Raw genomic sequence first — 22,728 nt, 5'->3', positions numbered from 1 at the left:
TCCCAGTAATCCTACAATCAAATTCGCATCCTCAAATTTGTCGAATACGTGCATCAGGGTCTTTGAACCCTTATACGGATAACGCAGTTCGGAATCTGCAAGCAGTCTATCCGATGTCGGCGTTCTCTTTAAAAACAGTTCATTATTGCAAATGTCACCTATCAGCTTACCATTAAAATATACAAGGTATCCGCCCATCATAGATTTTATGACAATATCGCCAACTGTAGAAAAACATTCACGTACATATTCATTAAATTCATTCACTATGATTCCTCCCACAAATTCTAATTTATTTACGCCGCTTCACTATTACTTCTTTATTGATTGCTGTCAACTCTAAAACCGAGAGTCATACCATACTATTTTTTCACATAGTAAATTTCTCATGATATTCAACCTTCCTAAAATCTTTAATATATATGTTATTATACCACTTTTAAGACAATTTCCCCATCGTCAAATTTCCTACTCGCTCCCAGAAATCGATACAAAAACAATCTACTTTTTCTTCATTCTTTTCAAAATGTATAATCTTTAACTACTTATCTTGAAAGATTTCCTTGCTATCAGGGGCAAAGAATATTTCAGTTGCAAAAGCCTTACCTCTACCCTTCTTCGTTAGAACATTGTCAGGTTTTCGAGGTGAAGCTTATTCTTCGATAGTCTTTAGTGTATGCTTTGGTTTTTTCTGCCATTCAATTCCTGCCCAAATTTATTACATATCTATTTATTTTGATATATTTCTATTTTCTGTCTATGTTTCTGGCTGAAACCGTTTACATTTTTTGGTATACTATCTTTGTATACTTCAAATAATAAGAGGAGAAAAATAACAGAGAATAACTAAGAGCTATTTTCGTTATTTTTGATGCCCTCAAATTTCATAAAGGAGGTTTCTTATGAAAAATTCATATAAGAAACGATTGTACACAAATGTTCTCAGCTTGTCAGCTGCCGTTCTTGTTGCAGTTTTAACGCAAGGAAATGCTGCTGCAGATACGCAAGATAGCACGGAAACACAGCCTATTGCTAACAAGACAGAAACGGTAGTCCCTGCCGAAAAGTCAAGTGCGAAAACCAACGCAACAGAAGCGACAGCAACGCCAGATTCTTCACCAGCTGAAGCTCAGCTTCCCACAACAACCAATCAAGAAGAAGTACAAAAATCAGAAAGCGCTCCTTCAATAGACAGTTCGATTTCTACTACAAACGAATCCGAAACAGAGACTCCTGCAACACCTGTAAAACCAGAAACACGAGCAGCTGGAACAGAAGAAAAGAAGGTTCAATTAGCTGATAGTACAGTCCATATGTCTGAAAAAGCTACCATTACTGAGACTGTACAGGAACAAGGAGCCGCTGCTGGCAAGGTGACTTGGAAATTAGATAATAAGCCAATCGCTGAATGGAAAACTTGGAATATGGAAAAAGGAGACTTTTCAGGAGATTCCTTTGTCACCATTGAGGAAACAACTAATGGCTCTGACCTCAAACTTTCTCTCAAATTTAATGAATTATTTGGAAAGGATTTAAGTCTTCGGACGCCAAATAATATCCGCAAAACCTATCGGCAATTCATCGGAAATCATGAGCTCGTTGGAACAGATGAAGAATCCGGTCTAACGATTCGAAAAACACTTGTTTTCCGACCATATGAAAACTTCCATACTCATGAAGAAATGTTAGCGGCTATCGAAAAAAGTCGTCAAGAAGCTAAAAATGATCGGCTTGTTCAAATTGAAGACATTGGTACCAGCGCTCAAGGACGGAAAATTAAGTTAGGCATTATCAGTTCTGATCAAAAAAGCATTGATAACTACCTCAACTCAACCAATAAAATGGCGCTAACCAAACCTGCTGAAATGTTAGCAGCCCTCAAAGACGGAAAATTAGACTACAAACTTCCTATCCTCATCAACAACACACATGCTGATGAGCAACCTGCTATTGATATTATTACCGGCTTGTTCAACTCTTTCGCAACCCAAGACCAAATCAGCTTTAAAACGACTCAAGCAGATGGAACACAAAAAATCGTAACCCTCTCCGTTAAAGACCTTCTCAAGAAATTCATCTTCCTCTTTGATTTCACAGAAAATCCTGACGGAGATGTTGCCAATACACGTGCACTTGCAAATGGTCTGGATCCTAACCGCGATACGAGCTATCAGACAAACCCTGAAACTCGCACGGTTGCTGGACTTATCAATAAATGGAATCCGATTGCCCTTTATGACATTCACGGATTTGTCAAAGATTTCCTTATCGAGCCAGCTACACCTCCGCACGATCCAAACTTTGAGTATGATCTTTTAGCAGACCTTATGCTAGAAAATGCTCATCACATGGGACGTGCTGGCGTTGCCAATTCTAACTATGATCACTACATCATTCCGAAGTTAGACTGGGGCGACGGTTGGGACGACTCTTTTTCTGGTTATACTGGTGTTTATGGCATGTATCATGGCATTCTAGGACACACTATTGAAATCCCTCAAGGAAATCAAGAATCTTATAAGGCTGGTTTCCACGCTGTTTTGGGAGGAATTGATTATTTATCCCAAAATCCTGATAAGCTCATGGAAATGCGCCTCAACTTCTACCTTCGTGGCGTGAACAAAGTAGAAGATCCAAAAGCTGAAAATGAATTAGTTGGACCAGATGGTAAAGTGGTCGGTCGTATCAAACATGGACAAAAGAAATTCTTCCCCGATTATTATGTGATTCCAATGGGACTTGATAAGAGCAATGACTCCCAACAGGCCTATAATATGATTGAATACTTCAAGAGAAACGGCGTTGTCGTTCAAGAATTGAAGGAAGACACTGGCGGTTATAAGAAGGGGGATTTGGTTGTTGACATGGCACAAGCTAAACGTGGCTATGCCAACCATATCCTCTACAAGGGCTCCAACGAATCTGCTTGGGCCGCTATGTATGCAGAGTTGCTGGTTAATTTCCCAGATATGAGGGGATTCAAAGCAGTAGCAGTCTTTAAAGAAAAACTCTTTGACGGTAAACTCGGTGAAGTAACTGCTCTTCGTGCTACTCGGACTAGCGAAATTGACCACAAAGCACCATATTATATCATTGCCAATACTTCAGAAAGTGCCGTTCGCGCTGTCAATCGTGCAATCCGAGACGGTAAGAAAGTTTATTTGACAGACGATGGCTACATCGTGGATACACCTACTTTTGCCAACCTGCTGAAAAACTATGCAATCTATGGAGATGCCCTTTATAAAACTCCTCAAGGGCAAACCTTAAAAGCTCTAAAAGTTTATGCACCGCCTCATCAATACTATTGGGCTGGTGTGGATACTCCTGCTCATACCGCTCTTGCTTTGAAGAATTTAGGATTTGACATTGTCAATACCCCTGAAGAAGCTGATGTGATTGTTTTAGAAAGTGACAACTTTGACAAGTCCCTCCTTGGTCTGAAGCCAACTATTGTAGTAGGCGGAACTGCTATGCAACGCCTTGAAGAACTCGGTGTGGTTGACGGCTTTGACGCAGAACAACTCAAAAATGGTGGTGATTATGAAGGCTTGATGAAAGCGATCATTGATGACAAAGATCCGTTGACTAGTGGTTACAATAAGAATGATCTTTTCTATTCTAACTCTGGAAATTGGATTGCTAAAGTACCTGCAAATTTCAAGACATTAGCTTCAATTGCTGGCAGTGATTATTATATCGCTGGTTGGTGGCCTGGTAATGAACAGTTAGCCAATAAAATTGTAGCTATTTCTGGTAGCTACAAAGAACAACCACTCTTTATTTATGCTGGCAACCCAACAAACCGTCTTCACACGATTCATTTCTACCGTTGGGTATCCAATGCTATCTTTGGCAGTCAATTAGCTCAACTGAAAGATCTTGAGAAAGAACAAAAACCTTCTACTGAAGTTGTTGAAATCATCAATCAAAAACCTCAGGCAGCTCAAGCGACAACCCTACGCTACACTCCTCAACCTCAAATCATGAACGCTACTCGAAAAGCTCAACTTCCACAAACAGGAAGCAAAGAAAACCAAAGCAGCTTGGTTATTGCTAGCATGTTCATTCTTGTCAGTGGCTACTTGCTCCATTTAAAGAAAAAAGAAGAATAGAATACTCTACTAGTAAAAACGAGTCTGAGACAAAAATGTCCCAGACTCGTTTACTTTCTTCTAAAATAAAACTCAATATGCAGTAGTTAAGTAATCCCTAACTAATACCACCAACTCAACCCTACAGGGTGGGGCGACAAAATCAATTTCTTACGAAATACCAATTTGTGTCCACTTCTATTTAGTTTATAAAGCATCTAGCGCAACAAGAGTAATCATTGCTGCTTCATAATAATTTTCCTTTGACAAATCTTGCATAAAAATATATTTATTTTGCTGAACCAGTTTTCGATATGCTGAATTTCGGCTGGCTGCATAGAAAATCGGAGCGCCAAAACTAGCAGACTGATAATGATTTAGAGCCTTGCCTTTTAACGTATAACCAGCATAAAGCACTTCTTGTTTCATAAAGAAATTCATCATTTTATTCAATATCTTCTGGCTTTGTTTATCCCGACTTTGTGCTAAATTATATGGCAAGCGACAAGCATTGTAATAATAATCACCGTCATACTTAGAAGCAACAGCTTTTTTCTCAGCTGCCCGAACTGTATCTGCTTCCACCCAAAGGAAATCAGGAAGTAGACCTGTTTTTGATTTAGCACTCATCAGTTCTAATTTAGACAACATATTTGATTTTATCTTTAACCATTGTGCATTGCCTGTCAGCTTATAAAAGGCTTGAAATTGTGCTGGAAGGACATCTGACGTTCGCATTAAACGATAGTATTTTGAGTCTGATGTTGCCCAGTTCCCAACTGTCAACACTCCTGTTGTACTATTGTAATTATAAGTCAAAATATCCTTTAAGATTGCCCTAGCCTGTGTATGATATGCATCAGCCTTCTGTGGCCATAATTTAGCTGCTTGAATCAAAGCATATGCAATATAAAGATCGCCATCAGTTGCATTATTGGTTTCAGCTTTAACGATGCCATTCTTAACCGTTTGCCGCCATGACATCAGCTGCGTATTTTTCATACGATGTGCCAAATAATAATTGTACAAAAGTTCAAAATCTTTCAGGCTAGCATTCCTTTGTTTTGCAGCTTCAACAGCAATCACCATTCCATAGCCTTGTGATTCAGACAAGACAACATCTTTTTTTTTATCGTTCGTTGTCTTAACGTACGCCTTATCTTTTTGCTGAACTACATAATTTTTTGACCATTGTTGGTAAATCTGATTCTTCAAATGACCTGTACTATTGAATCTAACATAAGTAAAAATAGTAATGATTGCCAATAAAATAGCAACTAACCAAACATATCTTAAATTTGTTCTTTTCACGTTTCCTCCTATCCTGCAAATCGCTTCGTTTTAACCCATTTGGTTCCATCACGATGGAAGAGTTTGTCCAAGGTCACAGAAGTTACAGCATCAATTGAAACAATGATGAATAGCTGCGAATAAGTAAAGTAAGAAATCAAAGCTAACCAAATCTGCTTAGAAGTTGCTTGACCAAATTGGGAGGCTAGAGCGATATTGATTTGTAAGAGATATAGCATAATCATCAAAAGCCAATTAAACAACATCAATTGCGCAATGTAAATATTACTTGAATCAAATGTAAAAGGAATATGAACACTTGGAACAAATAGATGAACAATAATAGCAATCACATTTGACAAAAGGACAATATCTGATAAAATTATTGCTGCATTAAACCAGAAGAAAACACAGGAATAATATGCAACTTCTAATTTCACACGCCAATTACTCTTATCAAATAAATGCTTAAAATTTGAAATCACAACTTCATAATTTCCTTTAGCCCAACGTTTTCGCTGCATATAATAGCTTTTAACTGTCTCTGGTTCTTGTTGGAAAGCTTCAGAATTATAAGCCAAAGCAATCAATTTCCCACTTTGCATAATTTTAAAAGAAATATCCGTATCTTCTGTCAAGGCGCCATTTCGCCAACCACCAATGCTCTTTACAAATTCAGTATTGATAATAAAGTTTGTGCCAGGAATGCGACCAATTTTAAACATATGCCACATACCAACATGTTGAATTCGTTGCGTCACGACAATCTCTTGATTGATACAACGTGTTAAGAAATTTTGATTCGCATTTCGTGTCTTGTTTCGACCAAAAGATGCTACGTGGCGTTCTGGATCTTCCAGAACTTTCTTAACCAGAAAATAAAGAGCATTTTTCTCTGGCATAGCATCTGCATCATAAACGCAGATATATTCACCCTTCGCCATTTTCAGAGCATCATTTAAAACGCCTGCTTTTCCGCCAGTCCCCTTCCGGTCTGTAATGGTAATATCTCGTGTAGCATATTCTGGCATCGCTTTTACTTTTAACATTTCTTGATAAGTAGTATCTTCACAATTGTCCGCAAATAAAAGCAATTCCACTTTGTCATGTGGGTAATTCATATCCAAAATAGCTCTTGTTGTTTGCGCAATGACCACATCTTCATTATGGGCTGGTACCACAATTGTAACCATCGGATAGCTCTCTAAAGGACTAGTATCTACTTTAAAGTCGCTATGTTTTAGCCAAAAATGAACACCTGAACTCAAAGTAACTAAACTCCAAACCAAGGATAACCAAATGGATACCAGAGTGATAATCATAATCAACTGACTAATCATGTTTCACCGCCTTAAAGTTTTTATTCACTCTGTTATAAATGACTAAATAACAAATAAACAGCACAACAAAGCATACAGCAAAAAAGATACTAATTGCCAATGCTACTCCAAAAAATATATTGGTTATGATCACAGATTCCCTCCTAGTATTCTACAATAATGTCTGTTTCAAGTTGTCTGTCCAGATTTTTAACAAAATCATCAAAGTTTAAAAACTTTTCACAATTTTCTGAATCAATCAACAGATAGCCTGATTTATACTGCACTTCGTGCACACTTTTACTAGTTTTAAAGCGAAGCAAAGACAATTTAGCAAGCATATTGTGCTGGAATATCTCTGCTGGAGATTGCCCTTCTCCCGAACATAAAATGAGAAAATTCCCATTTGAAAGATAATAAACAGCACCTGTTCCCTGCATACATTTCTTTAAAGTCACATAGATCCGCACCAACATCCAACGAAATTCTTTAGGATAAATTTGTTGAAAATAATCATTATGCGCCCAATGGACTAATAAGGCTTGAAAACTTTCTTCCCGCCCATCTCGAACCGCCTGTAAATGACTTTCATACAATTCTTTTGCTTGCTCACTATAGTCTTTGACAATAGAAAGATAGGTTCGTCGGTGAACATTGACTTGTTGTGATATGCTTAAAATAAGCGGAAAGGTAATCAATAGTAGAAAACATTGATTTGTTGGTATATACACAACACCTGCAACCAAAAAAATTGTTGCCAATACACTGCTAAAGATCAGTAACCAAGTGAGCAGCATATCTGGTAAGACAAATACACTCAAGATGGCAAGAGCAATCAAAATAATTTCAACATGAAAAATACTACTCGCAAAATAGAAACTATAACCAACAATTGCTAAAATTACGATAATTAGTAAAGCAATTGTCCATTCCAGTTCTTTTTTCGATACATCTTATTCTCCTATCACAAAATTTTTTGGTCTGTCTGCATAACCAAAGTAATGCGCAATAGCCTCTACAATTCGCTCAGATGTTCTGCCATCACCATACGGATTGCTAGCTTGAGACATTTGATGATAAACAGTTTCATCTGTCAACAATGTCTCCATAGCCTCGCGAATATTCTCACTTTCTGTTCCAACTAACTTCAATGTCCCAGCAGTCACGCCTTCTGGTCTCTCTGTCGTATCACGCAATACAAGCACCGGTTTTCCTAAAGAAGGGGCTTCCTCTTGGACACCTCCAGAATCAGACATAATGAAATAACTTCTCGCTGCAATATTATGAAAATCCACAACATCTAAAGGCTCAATTAGATGAATCTGCGGATGATTGCTAAGAATTTCCTTTGCTGCCTCTTGAACGGCTGGACTTAAATGAACAGGATAAATGACCTCAACATCATCATGCGCTTCGACCACTTGCCGCAAGGTTCTAAACACACGACGCATTGGTTCTCCTTGATTTTCACGACGGTGCATGGTAACAAGAATAAGCCGATGATTTGATGGTATTTGCTCCAAAACATCATGATGATAATTCTCTTGAACAGTCAATTTTAAAGCGTCAATCGCTGTATTCCCTGTAACAAATATGGTTTTTTCATCATGATTTTCCTTAATGAGATTTTCTTTACTTTGCATCGTTGGGGCAAAATAGAGATCTGTTACAGCATCTGTCATTTGACGATTCATTTCTTCTGGAAATGGAGAATACTTTTCCCATGTCCTCAAACCAGCTTCCACATGTCCAATTCGAACTTGATTATAAAAAGCTGCCAAACTTGTTGCAAATGTTGTCGTTGTATCTCCATGTACCAAAATGATGTCAGGTTTCACTTCTTTTAAAAGTTTGTCCAGTTGGTTTAAAATTTTTACAGTAATATCCGTTAATGTTTGCTGCTTTCCCATGATATTCAAATCAATATCTGGTTCAATATTAAATGTTTGTAATACTTGATCTAACATTTGTCGATGTTGTGCAGTCACAACTGTCATAGTTTCAAATTTCTCTGATTGTTTTTTCAATTGAAGAATAAGTGGAGCCATCTTGATAGCTTCAGGTCTTGTACCAAAAACGACCATTACCTTTATTTTTTTCACGTTTTCCTCCTTATAACAGAATGACACAAATAAAAACGCCTAGCTAAAATAAGACAGCCACCCCCTACTATACACTAATATTGTACCGCTTTAAATTTATACCGTCAATATTTTAGTATACATTCTCTATGTTTTTGTCCTATTATTTATGTAAAATTTATCCTCTTATTTAGCACTATTTTATAATAGTAAAATTATTATGCATTAAAAATAGTGCACTTTTACTATTACATCATAATTAGACTATTCTATCAATATTTTTGTTTATCCTATTTTTCCAATACCATTCACAGATGTTAATTCTATCTCAAACAAAACACAGATTCATGACAAATGTTATTTTTGTTAAACTTAATAAATAGCAATTTCAAAAGGATTGCATTAACGTCTTTATTACTCACTTTTTCTTGCAATCTTTTTCTCTTTTCATTATACTAAAAAGAGAGAGGAGTTGTTTTATATGGTAAAAGGTAATCAACAAAAGATTTTGGATGCTTTCTATGACTTAGCAATGCAAAATCCCAATGAAGCCAATCTCTCAATGAGTGACCTTGCCAAAAAAGCTGGTATTTCACGTCAAGCAATTTATAAACATCATTTCAATAGTGTTGACGACATCATTGAATCCATTCATGAGAGTATTGATAAGCCCATTTACGAAATGTTTTTAGAATATGATACTCTCGAAAATAAAGACCCATTTCTTTTCATTGCAGATAACATTTTCCCTATTCTTTATGAAAATCGAAAATGGCTAAAAATGCTGTATTCTAGCTCAACGGATCCTTATTGGACCAATTATTTAAAAAAGATTTACACAAAATGGGCACTTGAAAATATCAAACCGAATCAATCCCTTATTGATTTGCCAGATGATTTTATCATCTCCCTACTGGTTCATTATGTGATTGCCAACATTGAAGTGTGGATAACCCAAGAAAATCCACTCCCACCACAAGTCTTCAAAGAAAAATTTTTAACCCTCGTTCATTCTTCTCTTGACCAATACATCTCACTAGACAAAGATAATCATATAGACTAGAAAAAAGAGCCCGAAAAATCGGGCTTTTAGAATATAGCTATTTTTCCTAGCTGGTAATTTTTGACAGAATAGCCCATACAATCAATATGTTTGTAGAGGCTATTTTTGTATCTCTTTTTCCTTGGTTTGTAACAGCAACATTTAAACAGTGCTCTGACTTTCATATAATTTAGAATTAAGCAAAGAAAGAAATGATTTATCTACTTTTGAAGTAATCATCAGACTACAATTTACTACTTATATGACTGATGATGACAAACATTAGCGTAAAAATAGTGTGTAAAATAGGAAGCACTCTGGTAAAACTTCATAAATACAACTGCATAACTAAAAACTACATCAATACCTCTACCATCGTTCCAATGGCCGTTGGAGAAATCGCCTACCGTAACCTAAAATAAATAATGGTGTGAATTTGGTGTGAATTTTGCTAAAAATCCTAAAAAAACACCCCATGGTGTGAACCATGAAGTGTTGTAGATGCTGTATTGTAGCTGGTTCTTAACGTTTTGAGAACTGGCTAGCTTTACGAGCCTTTTTAAGACCTGGTTTTTGGTTCACTCGATTATTTAAACTCAAATACCATTAAAATCAACGTTTCTAAAACAAAAAATCATCAAAAATCTTATTTATAAACAAATATCTAAACCTAAACGGTATCAAAAAGGTATCAATTTTCTATAGTTTCGAAGCTTATAAAATAAACGAAATCTGTCTCAATCATTTGAGCTTTTTTTATTGCCTTTTCGTAGTAAATTCACATAATCACTCTTAGTATGAAAGAGATGCGACAAGAATACAACTTTATCTTCTTCAATCACAAAATACAGTAGCACATATTGTCCAATAATTTTTCCCCTAGTCAAATACTTGCTATTTATCTTAACGCCTATTCGTTCATCAGCATCAAAACCAGCCTCTGGAAAAAGCTCCAGTTCCTGCAATCCATTTAAAATTTTAGCAATCGTATTTTTTGCTGATTGCTCTGATAACAATACATTTGAAATATATTCATGAATATTGTCTATCGCTTGGCTGACCTCTTCTGAAAAAACAACTTTATAGACCATAGCGTTCCCTCATTTCTACTAAGGAAACGCCTTGTCCTTCCTCGTACTGTCTCAATGCTTTTTCTGACTGAGACTGTAGTTCCTCAATCAACTGTTCTCTATGCAAATCTTCAGCTGTCTTAATAGGCAAATCTTGCTCAAGTACAATTTGCTCAACAAAAAGCGTGATGGCTTCAGTCATGGTCATGCCCTTTGCCTTAATAATATTTCGAGCTTGTTCCATAGTGGCCTCATTCAACTTAAAATTATATTGCTTTGATAATGTTATAGCCATGATATATCTCCAATCTATATTTATAGATTTATTATATACCATGTATAGATTTTAAGCAAGTAAAAATCCTAGTTATCAAAAAACTAGGATTTTCCCCAATTCGCATTTATCGCAATAATCGGCGCAGTGCCTTATTCGACTGACGTACAGAACGGTCTAAAAAACGTAGTGCTGCAAATACAATCATCCAACCAAATATCGTTTTTCTCATAGCGTTACCTCCTCACTAAATAGTATAGCATACGTTATTTCTTACTTGCTTTCTTACGCGCGATTTCCTCAGCTGTTTTCTTTTTGAAGAATTCAATTTTTTCATGAGGAAGCATATTGCGATACGTTTTGATAAAATCACGATAAAGCAAATATTTTTTATTAGGATTTACCAAATCCTCTACTAGCTGAGAAAAACCTTGTCTGAAGGCTTTCAAATCTTCAATGATGATATAGAGGTTAGACTTTTTTCGAAGGAATCGGATATTGTAGTTATCCTTAAGGCGTATTTCTAAAACATTGGTGGACAGATCTTTAGTCCAAAACTCATTCCCTTGTTCATCTTCCAGAATAAATGGTTCAATGACGCTTAGAGGCCAGGCAAGAGACAAGAATTCACCTGTCGCCTCTTTATGGGCAATTTCCAAAAAGCTTATTAGTGCTCTTCCCGAAAACGGCTCAGATTGTTCAATCTTGTAAACTAAAGGCTGATTAATTTTGTTCATGTGTTTTCTCCTTGTTCATTTATTCCATGGTTCTCTTGACAACAAGTAACCTAGTCTCTTTTAGCCTACGGCGATCGGTCGTCAGCTTTTCAGCCTGCCGACTCGACTCCTTTCAGTCTAAAGCCGACTAGCTTATTGTCAAGAGACTTTCACGGCATAAAGTGATTAAAATAAATTTTTCTCAATTACTTTTTTTATCGTTTTGACTGCTGTCACTATATTTAGTTTCGGCGGTCGTATTTGATTAGCAAGTTTCAGGGTAGAGCGAAACTCTTTTTCTGGTAGATACTTTTTAGCACTCTTACGCCATAAAGCCAACTTTTGACTCACAGCTTCTAGCCTATCGTTCAAGCGTTCCATCTGTTTCCTAAGCCCCTTATTTTCATGCTGGAGCCTGCCAACTTCGGACTTCAATTCCTTGTTTTCTGTCAGTAACTTTTCACTTTTTATCAATGATTTAGCTAGGCTGTTCTGGTCTTTTAGAGACTTATTCAGTTTATGCTCTAAAGCATTCCTGTCCTGCCTCAATCTCACATTATTGGTCACATTTTTAGAAGCGGTCTGATATAGCCTATCATAGGTTTCTCTACTCATCTTTAGCTTGCCATCAAGTGTACGCTTTGCTAATCCTTCTGCATGTAGCTCCCTAAAGCCTAAAGGCTCAACCTCTTTCAAATCAATTAAACTTTCAGCCAAGGTCTCTATTTCTTTTTCATATTGCTTCAACTCTTCAAGAGTGTGCCACTCCCTCTGTTCCAAGTACTGGAGCAGGTGCTCTTTCTCTGATACAGTCAGCTCTAGTTGGTTTATTTTATTGCTTATCTGTTCTAGTTTAATTTGTTTTTCAGATAGTCGTTGCTCGACATCATCAAGCAATCGCTGCTTCTCCTTGTATTCAGCAGTATCAAGATGTTTTTTCTCACTATCAACTTCACCACGTTGTAAAGTGTATCCTTTATCATTTAGGTATTTTGGAAACTCCTCCTGAATTGCCTGAAGCTGCTCACGATGACCAAATAGGGCTTTTGAACTCAACTTCCCATTTCTCATTGGAACAAGACCAAGGTGCATATGTGGGGTGCTTTCGTCAAGATGAACCATGGCATAAGCGATATTCTGTTCTCCGTATCTTTCAGCAAAGAAATTTTTAGCAGTCTCAAAAAATTCCTTTGTCTGCTCCTGACTCATATTTTCAAAGAAAGTTTTATCAGATGTGATAATCCACTCATTGCATAATACAGCGTCTTTACGAATAGCGCGTTTAGATAGTTTATTGTCATTGACATACTGCTTTATTTGTCTGTCATAAGGTATAGAGCGGTCACGGTCTGTTAACTCATAATTTAGATGACTTCGTTCAGGGTCAATATCCTTATTTGAATGTTTTTCAAAAACACGTTCATTATGGCGATAAGCACCACCGAGATTACCAGATTTGTATTTAACCATTCTAGCTACTACATAACTCATAGATTTTTCTCCTTTCTCGGCTCAAAAGGTCGCCGAGCTGGTGGCGGACGATTGCCACCAGAAATAAGCAACCCATAGGCTAGATTTTTTCCTGAAGAATCGGCACTACTTCCATGTAAAGTGTAACGCACTACACTTTACTCCATAAATGTGCGTTCTCCGAAGGGTCTTGCAGACGGCACATCGCTCCGAATACAGGAGCGACCTCGAACCATCTCTCAACTCACAAGAGATAGTTCGACTATGCTCGCCGAAGCGAGCAAGGCACTTCATCAGTGCCAAAGGTCGGACGCTTCGCATTGTCCGACAATCTACCGACCACCATAATAGGCTAATTGTTTTTTAAGTCTGGGGCGCTCATGTTTCAATAGGTCTTTCATCAAACCTAGATAGTCAATTTCTGATGTTTGATAGGTCTCTAAGATTTTTTTGTATCTTGCTCTTGTATTTCTATGGAGCTCTTTCCAGATATTTTTATCATGAATGAGAGCGGTCAGATAGATTTGAGTCTCAATAGGTAAACCTTTAAATTTGAATGGCTTAAAGATAACTGTATTGATAACCTCGAATATCTCCTCAACCGAGCGACTTCTCAACTGAAATTCCAAGCGCCACCAGTGTTGAAACTGACTAGCAAATTCCTTGTCTTTATCAGTTCCATTTTCCAGTTGCTCTTTTTTCTTGTTGTATAGCCTTACTTGCTTTTCAGAACGCGAAGCACCAAGGTACTTTGTTTCTAGCTTTCCGGTCTCTGAACGAAATTCCTTAGTTGCGGTTGGTCTGCCTTTCTTCTCTAGCACGAACTCACTACAATCAACTTCAAATAAATCAAAAGCCAAGTCAGCACGAGATATTGCAATATCTTCCAAACATGGTATAATAGTGTCAATGATATCAGTATCTACTGATCGGAGTTTATTGGGATTGAACTCCAACCTGAAAGGGCGAGCATTAAAGGCTTGTCCTTTTATTTTGTCATATTCCATATAGACCACGACTTGACCTCCGCCCTTAGTATAAGCTCTAAACATATCCGTCATCGCTGTCTGAATACTAATTGCTGTATGGCTTTCAACTAGATTTTTGAGAGTTAGGAGTTTGCGGGGCCTGATATAAGCTGTTATCGTGATATTATCTAAGCTAACTTTTAATTTCAAACAAAACTCCTTTCTTTTTACGGTCGCCTATCGGCGCCGATTTTTTTTGTCTGCGTAAAGACCTCCTCCCTAATGAAAATTCTTGGGGGAGCAGCCCCAAGCCGACCCCTTCGGAGTCGAACCATTTTCATTTTCCGTCAGTCAAACTTGCCAAAAAACGGGTGTAGTAAATGCACTTTAAATGTGCACATAGCGGGCTGTTAGAGGGCGCCCTGTTATAAATTTTTCGTAGCACCTCAAAATCTGACCCCTGAAACCCATTTTCACAATATTTTCATAACTGTTTTCATAAATATTTTTGACTTGAAATTTTGTAAATCTGAAGGAGATTTTTAAAAAAAGTCTTCTCGATCAACTAAAAATATTTTGAGGATTTTTTCAATAATCTCATCAGGTGGCACCTGTTTATTTTTCTTGTAGCTAAAGAAACGGTCTTTAGCTTTTTTGATTTCTCCTAAATCGTCGGACACATCAGCAAACAATAAATCGTTCAGCTCAAACCAACGTAGCTCAGATTGTTTTCGGAGTGTTTCAAAATTACTCCAGAATGTTCGACCTTCATCAAGTTCTTCAAGTTTTCGGAATAGGTTTATCCGTTCAGCTTTACGATACTCTTTCGGTAAAAGTGTCCCCACATACTCAGGAGACATGTTCGAATAGATAACCTCATCTGTTACAACAATGGGAAGTTTTAGCGAACTATCAACATTTTTCAAAATCTTTCGGACAAATTGGCTTAGAGTAATTTGTGTGTTCAGCTTATACTTCAGCATCTTAGTGCTTAGTAATTCAAAAATATCAGTTGACCTAAATAGCCATTCCATCAGTATTTTGGCATCTATATCCTTACTTGAAAATGCTTGATAGTCAATCTGGTAGCTATCCAGTCGTGATTGAATAGCTTGATTAAGTGCTGTATCTTTTCCAAAATAAATCTTTATCATTTTCACACCTCGTTAATATAAGTCCTATAAGGTAAGTTATGACTATGGTAATGTCCTATCATTTCTCGGTCACGTTCAATCAAGTCAGCTTCTTCTAAACGTCGCAAAGAGTTTATCATAGTAGATTTAGCGCAAGAGAACTTTTTCGCCAAATCACTAATCTTATAGCCTAGATAAACATTTCCTTCAGCATCTATCCAACCCTTTTCAAAGGCTTCTTCTTGCTTGCCTCTTAAGACAGCATAGACCAGAATATCAAATGCAGTTAAGTCGCTGTATAAATCATCTCGAAAGAGAACTTTCGGGATAAGATAGTTTTCGTTATCGTAGTCCATAGCTCTTACCTCCTATCTCTCAAATTGTTGTAGCCATTGAGCGACTTTGTGTTTATCGTACAAGGTCACTCCGTCAATGACCATGTGGGGCATGCCTTCACGTTGCCATTTGACAATAGTCGTCGTTGAGACATCTAGCCAACGGCACAAGCCTGCCATACGAACCATAGGCTTATAAAGCTCCTTGTCCTCAAGGGCTTTTTCTATTGCCTTTTGGAGCATATTGTCATAGCGAGCCAGTAACTTCTTTTCAGTTACTTTTGGGAGTTGTATAGTAAATCCTTCTGTCATCTGAGGGTTCTCCTTTTTGTTAAAATCATTTTTAAACTATTTTCATTGCCTATTTTCTGGAGATGGCGCAATCTAAAATAGTTCCATAGGGTAAATATACCTGTCTAGTATTTCAGACCGAGCAACACTCCTATTTTTCAAGGCTGGTTCTTGCCTTTTCATACGTTCAGCAAGTTCTTGACGTTGTTCTTCGGTCATCTTGCGTTTTTTCTTAGGAAATACGTTGATTGAAAAATCCTCACCAATCTTCATAATGGCATTGAGCCAAATCGTTCTGCCTTCTTCTTCCTCAGTGTTCAACACTTCATAGGCTTCAGGAAGTTTTAGCACTTTTTGAATGTGTGGAGAATAATTTGTTTCAATCGTCCATTGTTTATCCAGTACATCATATCGGATAAACGTTTCTTGTTCTTCTAATGTGTAAGCCATAGCTGACTCCTTTCTTTATTTTATAAGCTTCGAATATAAATTACTCATTTCGTGTAATTTATATTGATTTTAAACCCTTTTCGAGTTTTTGTCAACTGTTTTTTCTCTTTTTGTGTAATTTGTGATATAATGTCTCAAAAAGGAGAATACGTAAATGACAAATTTTCAATTTCTTGTAAAAGAAAGTAATAAAAGTTTAACTGAAATAAGTCACGAAACAGGCATTAGTTACTCAACATTAGGAAATTATAACCAGGGTACTAGAACACCAAAGAAAGAGAATGCCAAAATCCTTGCCGACTACTTTGGTGTCTCTATCCCTTACTTACTAGGGCTTGATGATAATCCTAATCTCGTAGACCCAGGAGCACCTAAAGAAGTTCTGAAAGGTTTTGCCAAGATACTTCAAGGAAAAAGTAGCATAGAAAACAAAATCAACAAATGGACTCCTTTTGGTGACGAATTAGCTATCATACTTGCGGAAATCAATCAGTCGGAAGCATTGGCTGATTATATCGACTTCTTAGCAAGTAAAAAAGACTTTAACCCTATTTTAGTTAAAGCCATTAAGGAATTTATAGCCGATAAAAAACAAGGATTAATCCCTTTTCTGATTAACAAGTCAGGAGGGGAAGATTCACCATATCACTACGTTTGGCAAGCATGGGAAAACTCCGACGAATACAAGAGAAGAATGGCTAAAAAACGTAAAAAATAATTGTAAAAACTCGTAATTTCTTTATTTTATAAGCTTCGAAACCTAAAAAATAAAGGAGAAATTACAATGTCCATTCACAAATACCCAAGTAAAAAAGCCAAATCTGGCTATTTGTATTTTGTCAAGGTCTATATGACTAAAGACGGTCAACGTGCAGACCATGTAAAGCGTGGTTTTCGTACTCGAAAAGACGCCAAAGACTACGAAGCTAGACTCATCTATCTTAAGGCTTCAGGGAAGTTGGAAGAGTTCATCAAGCCATCTCAAAAATCTTATAGCGAGATTTTTGAAAAATGGTATCAAGCCTATCAAGATACAGTAGAGCCGACAACGGCTTCACGTACTCTTGATATGTTTAGGTTGCACATTCTGCCAGTCATGGGAGAATTGCCTATCGGTAAAATCTCCCCTTTAGGCTGCCAGAACTTTATCACGGAAAAAGCAAAGACTTTCAAGAATATCAAGCAAATCAAGTCTTACACTGGTAAAGTCTTTGACTTTGCGATTAAGATGAAATTGCTTAAGCATAATCCTATGGCAGAAATCATTATGCCAAAGAGGAAAAGTACACGTGTAAAAAATTATTGGACGGTTCAGGAACTACAAGAGTTCCTAAACATTGTCCTTCAGGAAGAACCTTATAAGCATTATGCACTGTTTAGACTACTAGCATATAGCGGCTTAAGGAAAGGCGAGCTATACGCTCTTAAATGGACTGATATAGACTTTAAGAGTGAGACTCTAAGTGTCAATAAGAGCCTAGGACGATTAGACGGACAAGCCATTGAAAAAGGCACTAAAAACGATTTTTCAGTTCGAAAGATTAAGCTAGATAGCGAAACTATCTCTATTCTGCAAGAATGGAAGTCAAATTGCCAAAAAGAAAAGGCACAACTAGCAGTCGCACCTCTTTCTATCAAGCAAGATGTTATTTTTACTTACTGCTCACGTACAGGCTCAATAGAACCACTACATGCAGACTATATCAACAATGTACTTTCAAGAATTATTCGAAAACATGGCTTAAGGAAAATCAGTCCTCACGGCTTCAGACATACCCATGCGACCTTGATGATTGAAATCGGAGTTGACCCAGTCAATACAGCAAAAAGGCTAGGTCATGCAAGTAGTCAAATGACTTTAGACACCTACAGCCATTCAACAGCTAATGGAGAAGATAGGTCCATCAAACAATTTGCGAGTTATCTAAAAAACAATACAAAAAACTCCAGACAGTAAGTCTAGAGTAGAGTAATGCGGGCGATTTGCATCGCAATCCCGATTTTTTAGAAGAATTTTCTCCAAGGACAGCATCGAAGCCTGTTAGGAATGAATCCCAACCTGATTTTCCTGTCATTACACTCTCAAAGTTTAACATAAACAGGAAGTATACGTCAATTATATAAACTATTCAAAGATAAGAATATAATCAAAAAAGATGTAAAAGTTTTTCCAAAACGGTATCAAAAAAGGTATCAAAAGCAAAAATCAACAAAAAAGCACCTTGCAAGAGACTTGCAAAATGCTTGTAATCGTTGTTGTAAAACGGTTCTTAACGTTTTGAGAATTGTGATGCTTTACGAGCTTTCTTAAGACCTGGTTTGGAAAGTATGGATTTCAGTTGGACTAAAAACAGCGTAATATCAAGGATTTTCTGAACAATATCTACTTTTTAATTTCATAAAATCTGAATCAATATTTTTAAAATAGGGGAATAGTTTAGGTCTCTAAGCATTAAAATAATACACCTAACTTTGGTCACCGTTTTTTAGTTATTCACTCTTTTTTCGGATAGTGTTTTTAAAGTTATGATGTAAAATGCCGCAATTAAAATACTATACATCATAATCGGAGGATAGAGAATTAAGGATAGAATCAATCCCACTCCTTTAATTATTAGGTCAGGTATCAATAACTTCCTATATTGTGCGGTAGCTTCAAGTAATTCTTTCTGATCTATATTGGGTTTATCAATTACTTTATGTAAAAACCAGTTTGCTACCGTTGAAACAATAACGATCAGTCCATAAAAGAGCTGTGCCGTATGATTCATGAAATGACTACTAACTATTCCAGTAGCATAGGGCATAAATGAAACAAAAAATAAAAGATACAAATTTTTTCAAATTCCTCCCTTTTCAACTTGGCTAGCTTGACCTGCATTACCTAGGTCGCTTGCTTTAAATTATACTTTTTTCTTAAACATTTGATACGAGTAGGTATTTCTTGTTAGTAATTTTCATCAAAAAATTTCATATATACTCTCCCTATAACCATGGAAAAGTAGTAAAAATAGTTGTTATCCTAGTTGATTAAAAAAATCTCTGATTTCTTCATCTTTTATAAAATAATATATAATTTTCCCCTCTCTTCTAGTACCCAAGATGTTTTGATTGGCTAGTTTACGAAGATGGTGGGAGGCAGATGCCATACTGAGATTTAATAAACAGGCTATATCGCAGACACAGAGTTCTTCAACAGCAAGGAGATAAAAGATGATATTTATCTGTTTACTATCGGTAAACTTTGATAAAATGCGAAGTGATTTTTGGACTTTTTCCTTTTCAAGGTAGTTCGTTGCGGTTGTAACATTTTGTTGATTTATAACATTCACTTGGCAGATACTATCTTTTTTCATAATATTTTCTCCTAGCTTAACACAGTCCATAGCATGTCAAAAACGTTGTTTTCAATCAGGATATATATCCCCAGTCCTAAATAAACACTGGCAATAAACCATCTGCTATATTTTTCCAAAATTTCTCCAACAGAAGGGACTTGTGCCAATTTTTGGGCAGAAAAAACCAAGAGATAAATCATGACTAGAAAAGTAAGTAAAGTTACTATCAAATTCGTTAAATTTAAGGTAGTAAAATATGGGACAAAAACACCAATATTATCAGCACCACAACTTGCAAAAGTAATCATAGCAACTAGAAAAATCAGGTTTTTATTATCTTTGCGCAAACCATCTTTTGCAATAGCTTCTCCATCAGAATCTCCTAAAAGCAAAACTTTGAGGCCTAGGAAAATTGGAATCAAACCGAGCAAACCTAAAATCTCTTTACTAGGAATATAATTTAAGACAAATGCAAAAAGCAAACTTAGCAATATTAGACTAACAGAGCCTAGAAATTGTCCTAAATAGATGTTAATGATGTCTTTTCTGCTTTTTCTTTTGGCAAAAAATAACATTAGGATAATAAGTAAGTCTACGGCTGTCCCAGAATACAGGATTATTGAAGTAACAATATTTTGAATCATAAAACACCTTATTCAAATATGTTTTTGAATGTATTCTAACATTAAACTTTGTAGATGTCAACTTAAAATCCACCAATTAATAATTGCATGTCAATATTTGTATTGTGAAACTAGTTTCAGAAATATATAGTCTTAAAGTATGTCCACTGCCAATGGGTTTTTCAATATTTAAGAGGAGATTTATAATGGTTCATTTCTATAAATTTATAAACGAGTTATATATTTTGTTTAACCAATTATTAACTATTTTTATCAATAATCACTTCATTAATTTGTACTTTTTAATTTTGATTTATTTTTCGTGCATATTTTATATGACCCAATTTGTAAAATTAAACCAGAAAAAAAGCATCTCGTATTAGACGAAATGCTTTCAATAAGTATAAATAAGTTTTAACGTTTACTAAATTGTGATGCTTTACGGGCTTTTTTCAAGCCTGGTTTGGAAAGATTTTTCTTTGAATAAATTTCAAAAGCTTGTAATATCAATGTTTCCACAATTTTTCAAAACTCAAAATTTCATCCAATTCCAACTAATTTCAACTGAATGGTGTGAACTTTATCCTAAAAATACACGAATTGAGCTGATAAATACTAAAAAGTTCACACCATTAGTTAAATTATTTTTTGTTACATACATTTTTTAGATGATAGACCTCCTAATTTATTTCTTATAGCATTTGAGCAAACCTCCGTTATCAGAAAACAACCAGAAAGAAAAACCGCAAAATTAATATTTTCTTTCTGGTTGTTTTTTATAAAGTGAATTTTCAGCAAAATACTTTACTCATTTATACTACCTCTTACTTCTATGTACTTTCTTTCATCTAAAGAAAAATCTCGTATTCATCAATTCTATTTCGTTATAAGTAAGAAAAGAAGAACAAACAAGAAAAACACGGCATAAAAACCTATTCAGTTCATCGTCCTCAATCCTTGTCTGCTTCATTTTCTTTTACGAGATCTTTTTGTGAATCTTTTTCAGAGAGTTTTTGATCGATATACTTGTTAATGGTTTCATAAAATTCCTTGGTCATCTCACTATCTAATTTTGTCGAATTATGGACCTGATTGACTTTCAATTGAACAGATTGAATACCGTAAGAGGCTTGTTTTTGGCGAATTGTTTCTAATTCTTCTTCTGAAATCGGATCTCCAACAACTGTCAAGACCAATTCATTGCTACTTGACTTGTAGACTTGATTAATGACCGTATGATTGGCGAACTCTTTTCCTACAAACTGTTTGATCCCTTCTTTTCGCGCTTGATCTATCGTCAGAGTGACTGCTGAATAGCTGGCTGGAAGAACCAATAATACAATTAAGGATATCAACCCAATTCTCATTTTAATGTTTAGCTCTTTAAATGAACTTAAAGGAGATTTTCTCATTAAAATTCTTGTTCCAACAATATTGGTTAGCATGATAAAGACACAGTTAATCAAGAAAAGATAAAGAGCCCCAAATAAAAATCGCACATTTCCATTAGCTAAACCATAGCCTGCAGTACAGATAGGTGGCATCAAAGCTGTTGCAATGGCTACTCCAGGCACGATATTGTTTGCTTCTTTTTTCCTTGAACCAATTACACCTGCTATCCCACCAGCAATAGCAATGAGAACATCCCAAATGGTTGGAGAGGTTCGTGCAATCAACTCGCTACTTGCATAAGATAAGGGAGAAATCCAGAAATACAGAGTCGAGACAAGCAAACTGACCAATACTTGAGTAAATAAAACCTCTAGAGATTGCTTGATTAAACGCGTATCAAAAATAGCTAAACCGAATCCCAGTCCAACAATCGGTGTCATAAGAGGGGAAATCAGCATGGCTCCAATAATGACAGCTGTTGAATTCATATTTAGACCTATAGAGGCAATAAAAATCGCACACATTAAAATTGCAGTATCTCTTAATCGAACATGAAGATCATCATATAATTTTTCACGGTATTCACGTGTTGAATAGTTTCCGGTCATTAGTTACTCCTTTTATTTCATATAATCTTGTTTCTGCATAGACGATGGTAGAGAGACCTCTGTCCAATCTTACATATTTTTAATTCTCACCTGTCATTCTTTTGAACATTATCTTTTTACTATCCATCAGTCCATCCTTGATATTATATCAAAAATTTTACAACCTTTCTCTGAAGAAATCTATCAATTGAACAGATAGAGAAAGCCAGAAATTTTAGATTCCTTATTCAAAGA

22 protein-coding genes are annotated in these 22,728 nt (G+C 36.0%); 4 read left to right on the top strand and 18 right to left on the bottom strand.

All coding sequences use genetic code 11. The annotated features are described in order from the left end of the window. A partial coding sequence (locus tag HMPREF2887_RS03315) for a TfoX/Sxy family protein (protein WP_084740519.1) occupies positions 1-267 on the bottom strand: 267 nt, incomplete at its 3' end. 635 nt (positions 268-902) lie between these two features. Between HMPREF2887_RS03315 and HMPREF2887_RS03310 the strand changes: the two genes are divergently transcribed. Beyond that, a complete protein-coding gene (locus tag HMPREF2887_RS03310) occupies positions 903-4,115 on the top strand; it encodes an LPXTG-anchored zinc carboxypeptidase (RefSeq protein ID WP_057489805.1) in 3,213 nt (1,070 codons plus the stop codon). Positions 4,116-4,301: 186 nt separating this feature from the next. Here the strand turns inward: HMPREF2887_RS03310 and HMPREF2887_RS03305 are convergent, their stop codons facing one another. The 4 genes from HMPREF2887_RS03305 to wecB all read right to left on the bottom strand — a co-directional run bounded on the left by HMPREF2887_RS03305 (position 4,302) and on the right by wecB (position 8,805). Then, positions 4,302-5,405 (bottom strand): family 8 glycosyl hydrolase, encoded by a 1,104-nt coding sequence (locus HMPREF2887_RS03305; protein ID WP_021002043.1) that lies wholly within the window; start codon positions 5,403-5,405, stop codon positions 4,302-4,304. A gap of 8 nt (positions 5,406-5,413) precedes the next feature. Further along, entirely contained in the window at positions 5,414-6,724 is a 1,311-nt protein-coding gene (locus HMPREF2887_RS03300; RefSeq protein WP_003032949.1) for a glycosyltransferase family 2 protein, read from the bottom strand. Positions 6,725-6,867: 143 nt separating this feature from the next. Next, positions 6,868-7,464, bottom strand: a complete 597-nt coding sequence (locus HMPREF2887_RS03295; RefSeq protein WP_261673814.1) for a hypothetical protein — start codon at positions 7,462-7,464, stop codon at positions 6,868-6,870. Between the two features lie 192 nt (positions 7,465-7,656). After that, positions 7,657-8,805, bottom strand: a complete 1,149-nt coding sequence (wecB, locus tag HMPREF2887_RS03290; RefSeq protein ID WP_021002045.1) for a non-hydrolyzing UDP-N-acetylglucosamine 2-epimerase — start codon at positions 8,803-8,805, stop codon at positions 7,657-7,659. Between the two features lie 460 nt (positions 8,806-9,265). Between wecB and HMPREF2887_RS03285 the strand changes: the two genes are divergently transcribed. Beyond that, the gene (locus HMPREF2887_RS03285; RefSeq protein WP_003030910.1) at positions 9,266-9,847 is read left to right on the top strand and encodes a TetR/AcrR family transcriptional regulator; all 582 of its coding nucleotides are present in this window, start codon (positions 9,266-9,268) and stop codon (positions 9,845-9,847) included. 716 nt (positions 9,848-10,563) lie between these two features. Here HMPREF2887_RS03285 and HMPREF2887_RS03280 read toward each other — a convergent pair. The 9 genes from HMPREF2887_RS03280 to HMPREF2887_RS03240 form a co-directional block, all read right to left on the bottom strand. Next, entirely contained in the window at positions 10,564-10,917 is a 354-nt protein-coding gene (locus tag HMPREF2887_RS03280; RefSeq protein WP_021002046.1) for a type II toxin-antitoxin system RelE/ParE family toxin, read from the bottom strand. Next, positions 10,907-11,191 carry a type II toxin-antitoxin system RelB/ParD family antitoxin gene (locus HMPREF2887_RS03275; protein WP_024052721.1) on the bottom strand — a complete coding sequence of 95 codons (285 nt, stop codon included), beginning with the start codon at positions 11,189-11,191 and terminating at the stop codon, positions 10,907-10,909. Before HMPREF2887_RS03275 ends, HMPREF2887_RS03280 begins: the two co-directional genes overlap by 11 nt. Before the next feature lie 245 nt (positions 11,192-11,436). Next, positions 11,437-11,907, bottom strand: a complete 471-nt coding sequence (locus HMPREF2887_RS03270) for a hypothetical protein (protein WP_021002048.1) — start codon at positions 11,905-11,907, stop codon at positions 11,437-11,439. Positions 11,908-12,072: 165 nt separating this feature from the next. Next, on the bottom strand, positions 12,073-13,377 hold the full coding sequence (gene mobV, locus HMPREF2887_RS03265) for a MobV family relaxase (protein WP_021002049.1): 1,305 nt from the start codon (positions 13,375-13,377) through the stop codon (positions 12,073-12,075). Positions 13,378-13,688: 311 nt separating this feature from the next. Next, positions 13,689-14,534: a hypothetical protein gene (locus HMPREF2887_RS03260; protein WP_003070635.1), complete on the bottom strand. Its 846-nt coding sequence runs from the start codon at positions 14,532-14,534 to the stop codon at positions 13,689-13,691. Between the two features lie 332 nt (positions 14,535-14,866). Further along, the gene (locus HMPREF2887_RS03255) at positions 14,867-15,478 is read right to left on the bottom strand and encodes a hypothetical protein (protein WP_021002051.1); all 612 of its coding nucleotides are present in this window, start codon (positions 15,476-15,478) and stop codon (positions 14,867-14,869) included. Positions 15,479-15,480: 2 nt separating this feature from the next. Then, entirely contained in the window at positions 15,481-15,813 is a 333-nt protein-coding gene (locus tag HMPREF2887_RS03250) for a replication initiator protein A (protein WP_021002052.1), read from the bottom strand. Between the two features lie 12 nt (positions 15,814-15,825). Next, positions 15,826-16,104 carry a hypothetical protein gene (locus tag HMPREF2887_RS03245; protein ID WP_021002053.1) on the bottom strand — a complete coding sequence of 93 codons (279 nt, stop codon included), beginning with the start codon at positions 16,102-16,104 and terminating at the stop codon, positions 15,826-15,828. A 72-nt stretch (positions 16,105-16,176) separates the two neighbouring features. After that, positions 16,177-16,533 carry a hypothetical protein gene (locus HMPREF2887_RS03240; RefSeq protein WP_261673813.1) on the bottom strand — a complete coding sequence of 119 codons (357 nt, stop codon included), beginning with the start codon at positions 16,531-16,533 and terminating at the stop codon, positions 16,177-16,179. A 154-nt stretch (positions 16,534-16,687) separates the two neighbouring features. Between HMPREF2887_RS03240 and HMPREF2887_RS03235 the strand changes: the two genes are divergently transcribed. Then, positions 16,688-17,251: a helix-turn-helix domain-containing protein gene (locus HMPREF2887_RS03235; protein WP_021002055.1), complete on the top strand. Its 564-nt coding sequence runs from the start codon at positions 16,688-16,690 to the stop codon at positions 17,249-17,251. Between the two features lie 66 nt (positions 17,252-17,317). Next, the gene (locus HMPREF2887_RS03230) at positions 17,318-18,490 is read left to right on the top strand and encodes a tyrosine-type recombinase/integrase (RefSeq protein ID WP_057489806.1); all 1,173 of its coding nucleotides are present in this window, start codon (positions 17,318-17,320) and stop codon (positions 18,488-18,490) included. Between the two features lie 529 nt (positions 18,491-19,019). Here HMPREF2887_RS03230 and HMPREF2887_RS03220 read toward each other — a convergent pair. The 4 genes from HMPREF2887_RS03220 to HMPREF2887_RS03205 all read right to left on the bottom strand — a co-directional run bounded on the left by HMPREF2887_RS03220 (position 19,020) and on the right by HMPREF2887_RS03205 (position 22,494). Continuing rightward, positions 19,020-19,340 carry a hypothetical protein gene (locus HMPREF2887_RS03220; RefSeq protein ID WP_084740553.1) on the bottom strand — a complete coding sequence of 107 codons (321 nt, stop codon included), beginning with the start codon at positions 19,338-19,340 and terminating at the stop codon, positions 19,020-19,022. A gap of 210 nt (positions 19,341-19,550) precedes the next feature. Next, positions 19,551-19,889, bottom strand: coding sequence for a Cd(II)/Zn(II)-sensing metalloregulatory transcriptional regulator CadX (gene cadX, locus HMPREF2887_RS03215; protein ID WP_084740513.1), 339 nt, complete (start codon positions 19,887-19,889; stop codon positions 19,551-19,553). 11 nt (positions 19,890-19,900) lie between these two features. After that, positions 19,901-20,515, bottom strand: a complete 615-nt coding sequence (locus tag HMPREF2887_RS03210; RefSeq protein ID WP_084740509.1) for a CadD family cadmium resistance transporter — start codon at positions 20,513-20,515, stop codon at positions 19,901-19,903. 929 nt (positions 20,516-21,444) lie between these two features. Next, complete coding sequence (locus tag HMPREF2887_RS03205; RefSeq protein WP_084740506.1) at positions 21,445-22,494, bottom strand: DUF389 domain-containing protein; 1,050 nt, start codon at positions 22,492-22,494, stop codon at positions 21,445-21,447. Positions 22,495-22,728 lie beyond the last annotated feature (234 nt).

It is taken from the genome of Streptococcus sp. HMSC071H03 (assembly GCF_001813035.1).
Taxonomy (GTDB): Bacteria; Bacillota; Bacilli; order Lactobacillales; family Streptococcaceae; genus Streptococcus; species Streptococcus anginosus.
This window is presented reverse-complemented; position numbering and strand designations above follow the sequence as displayed.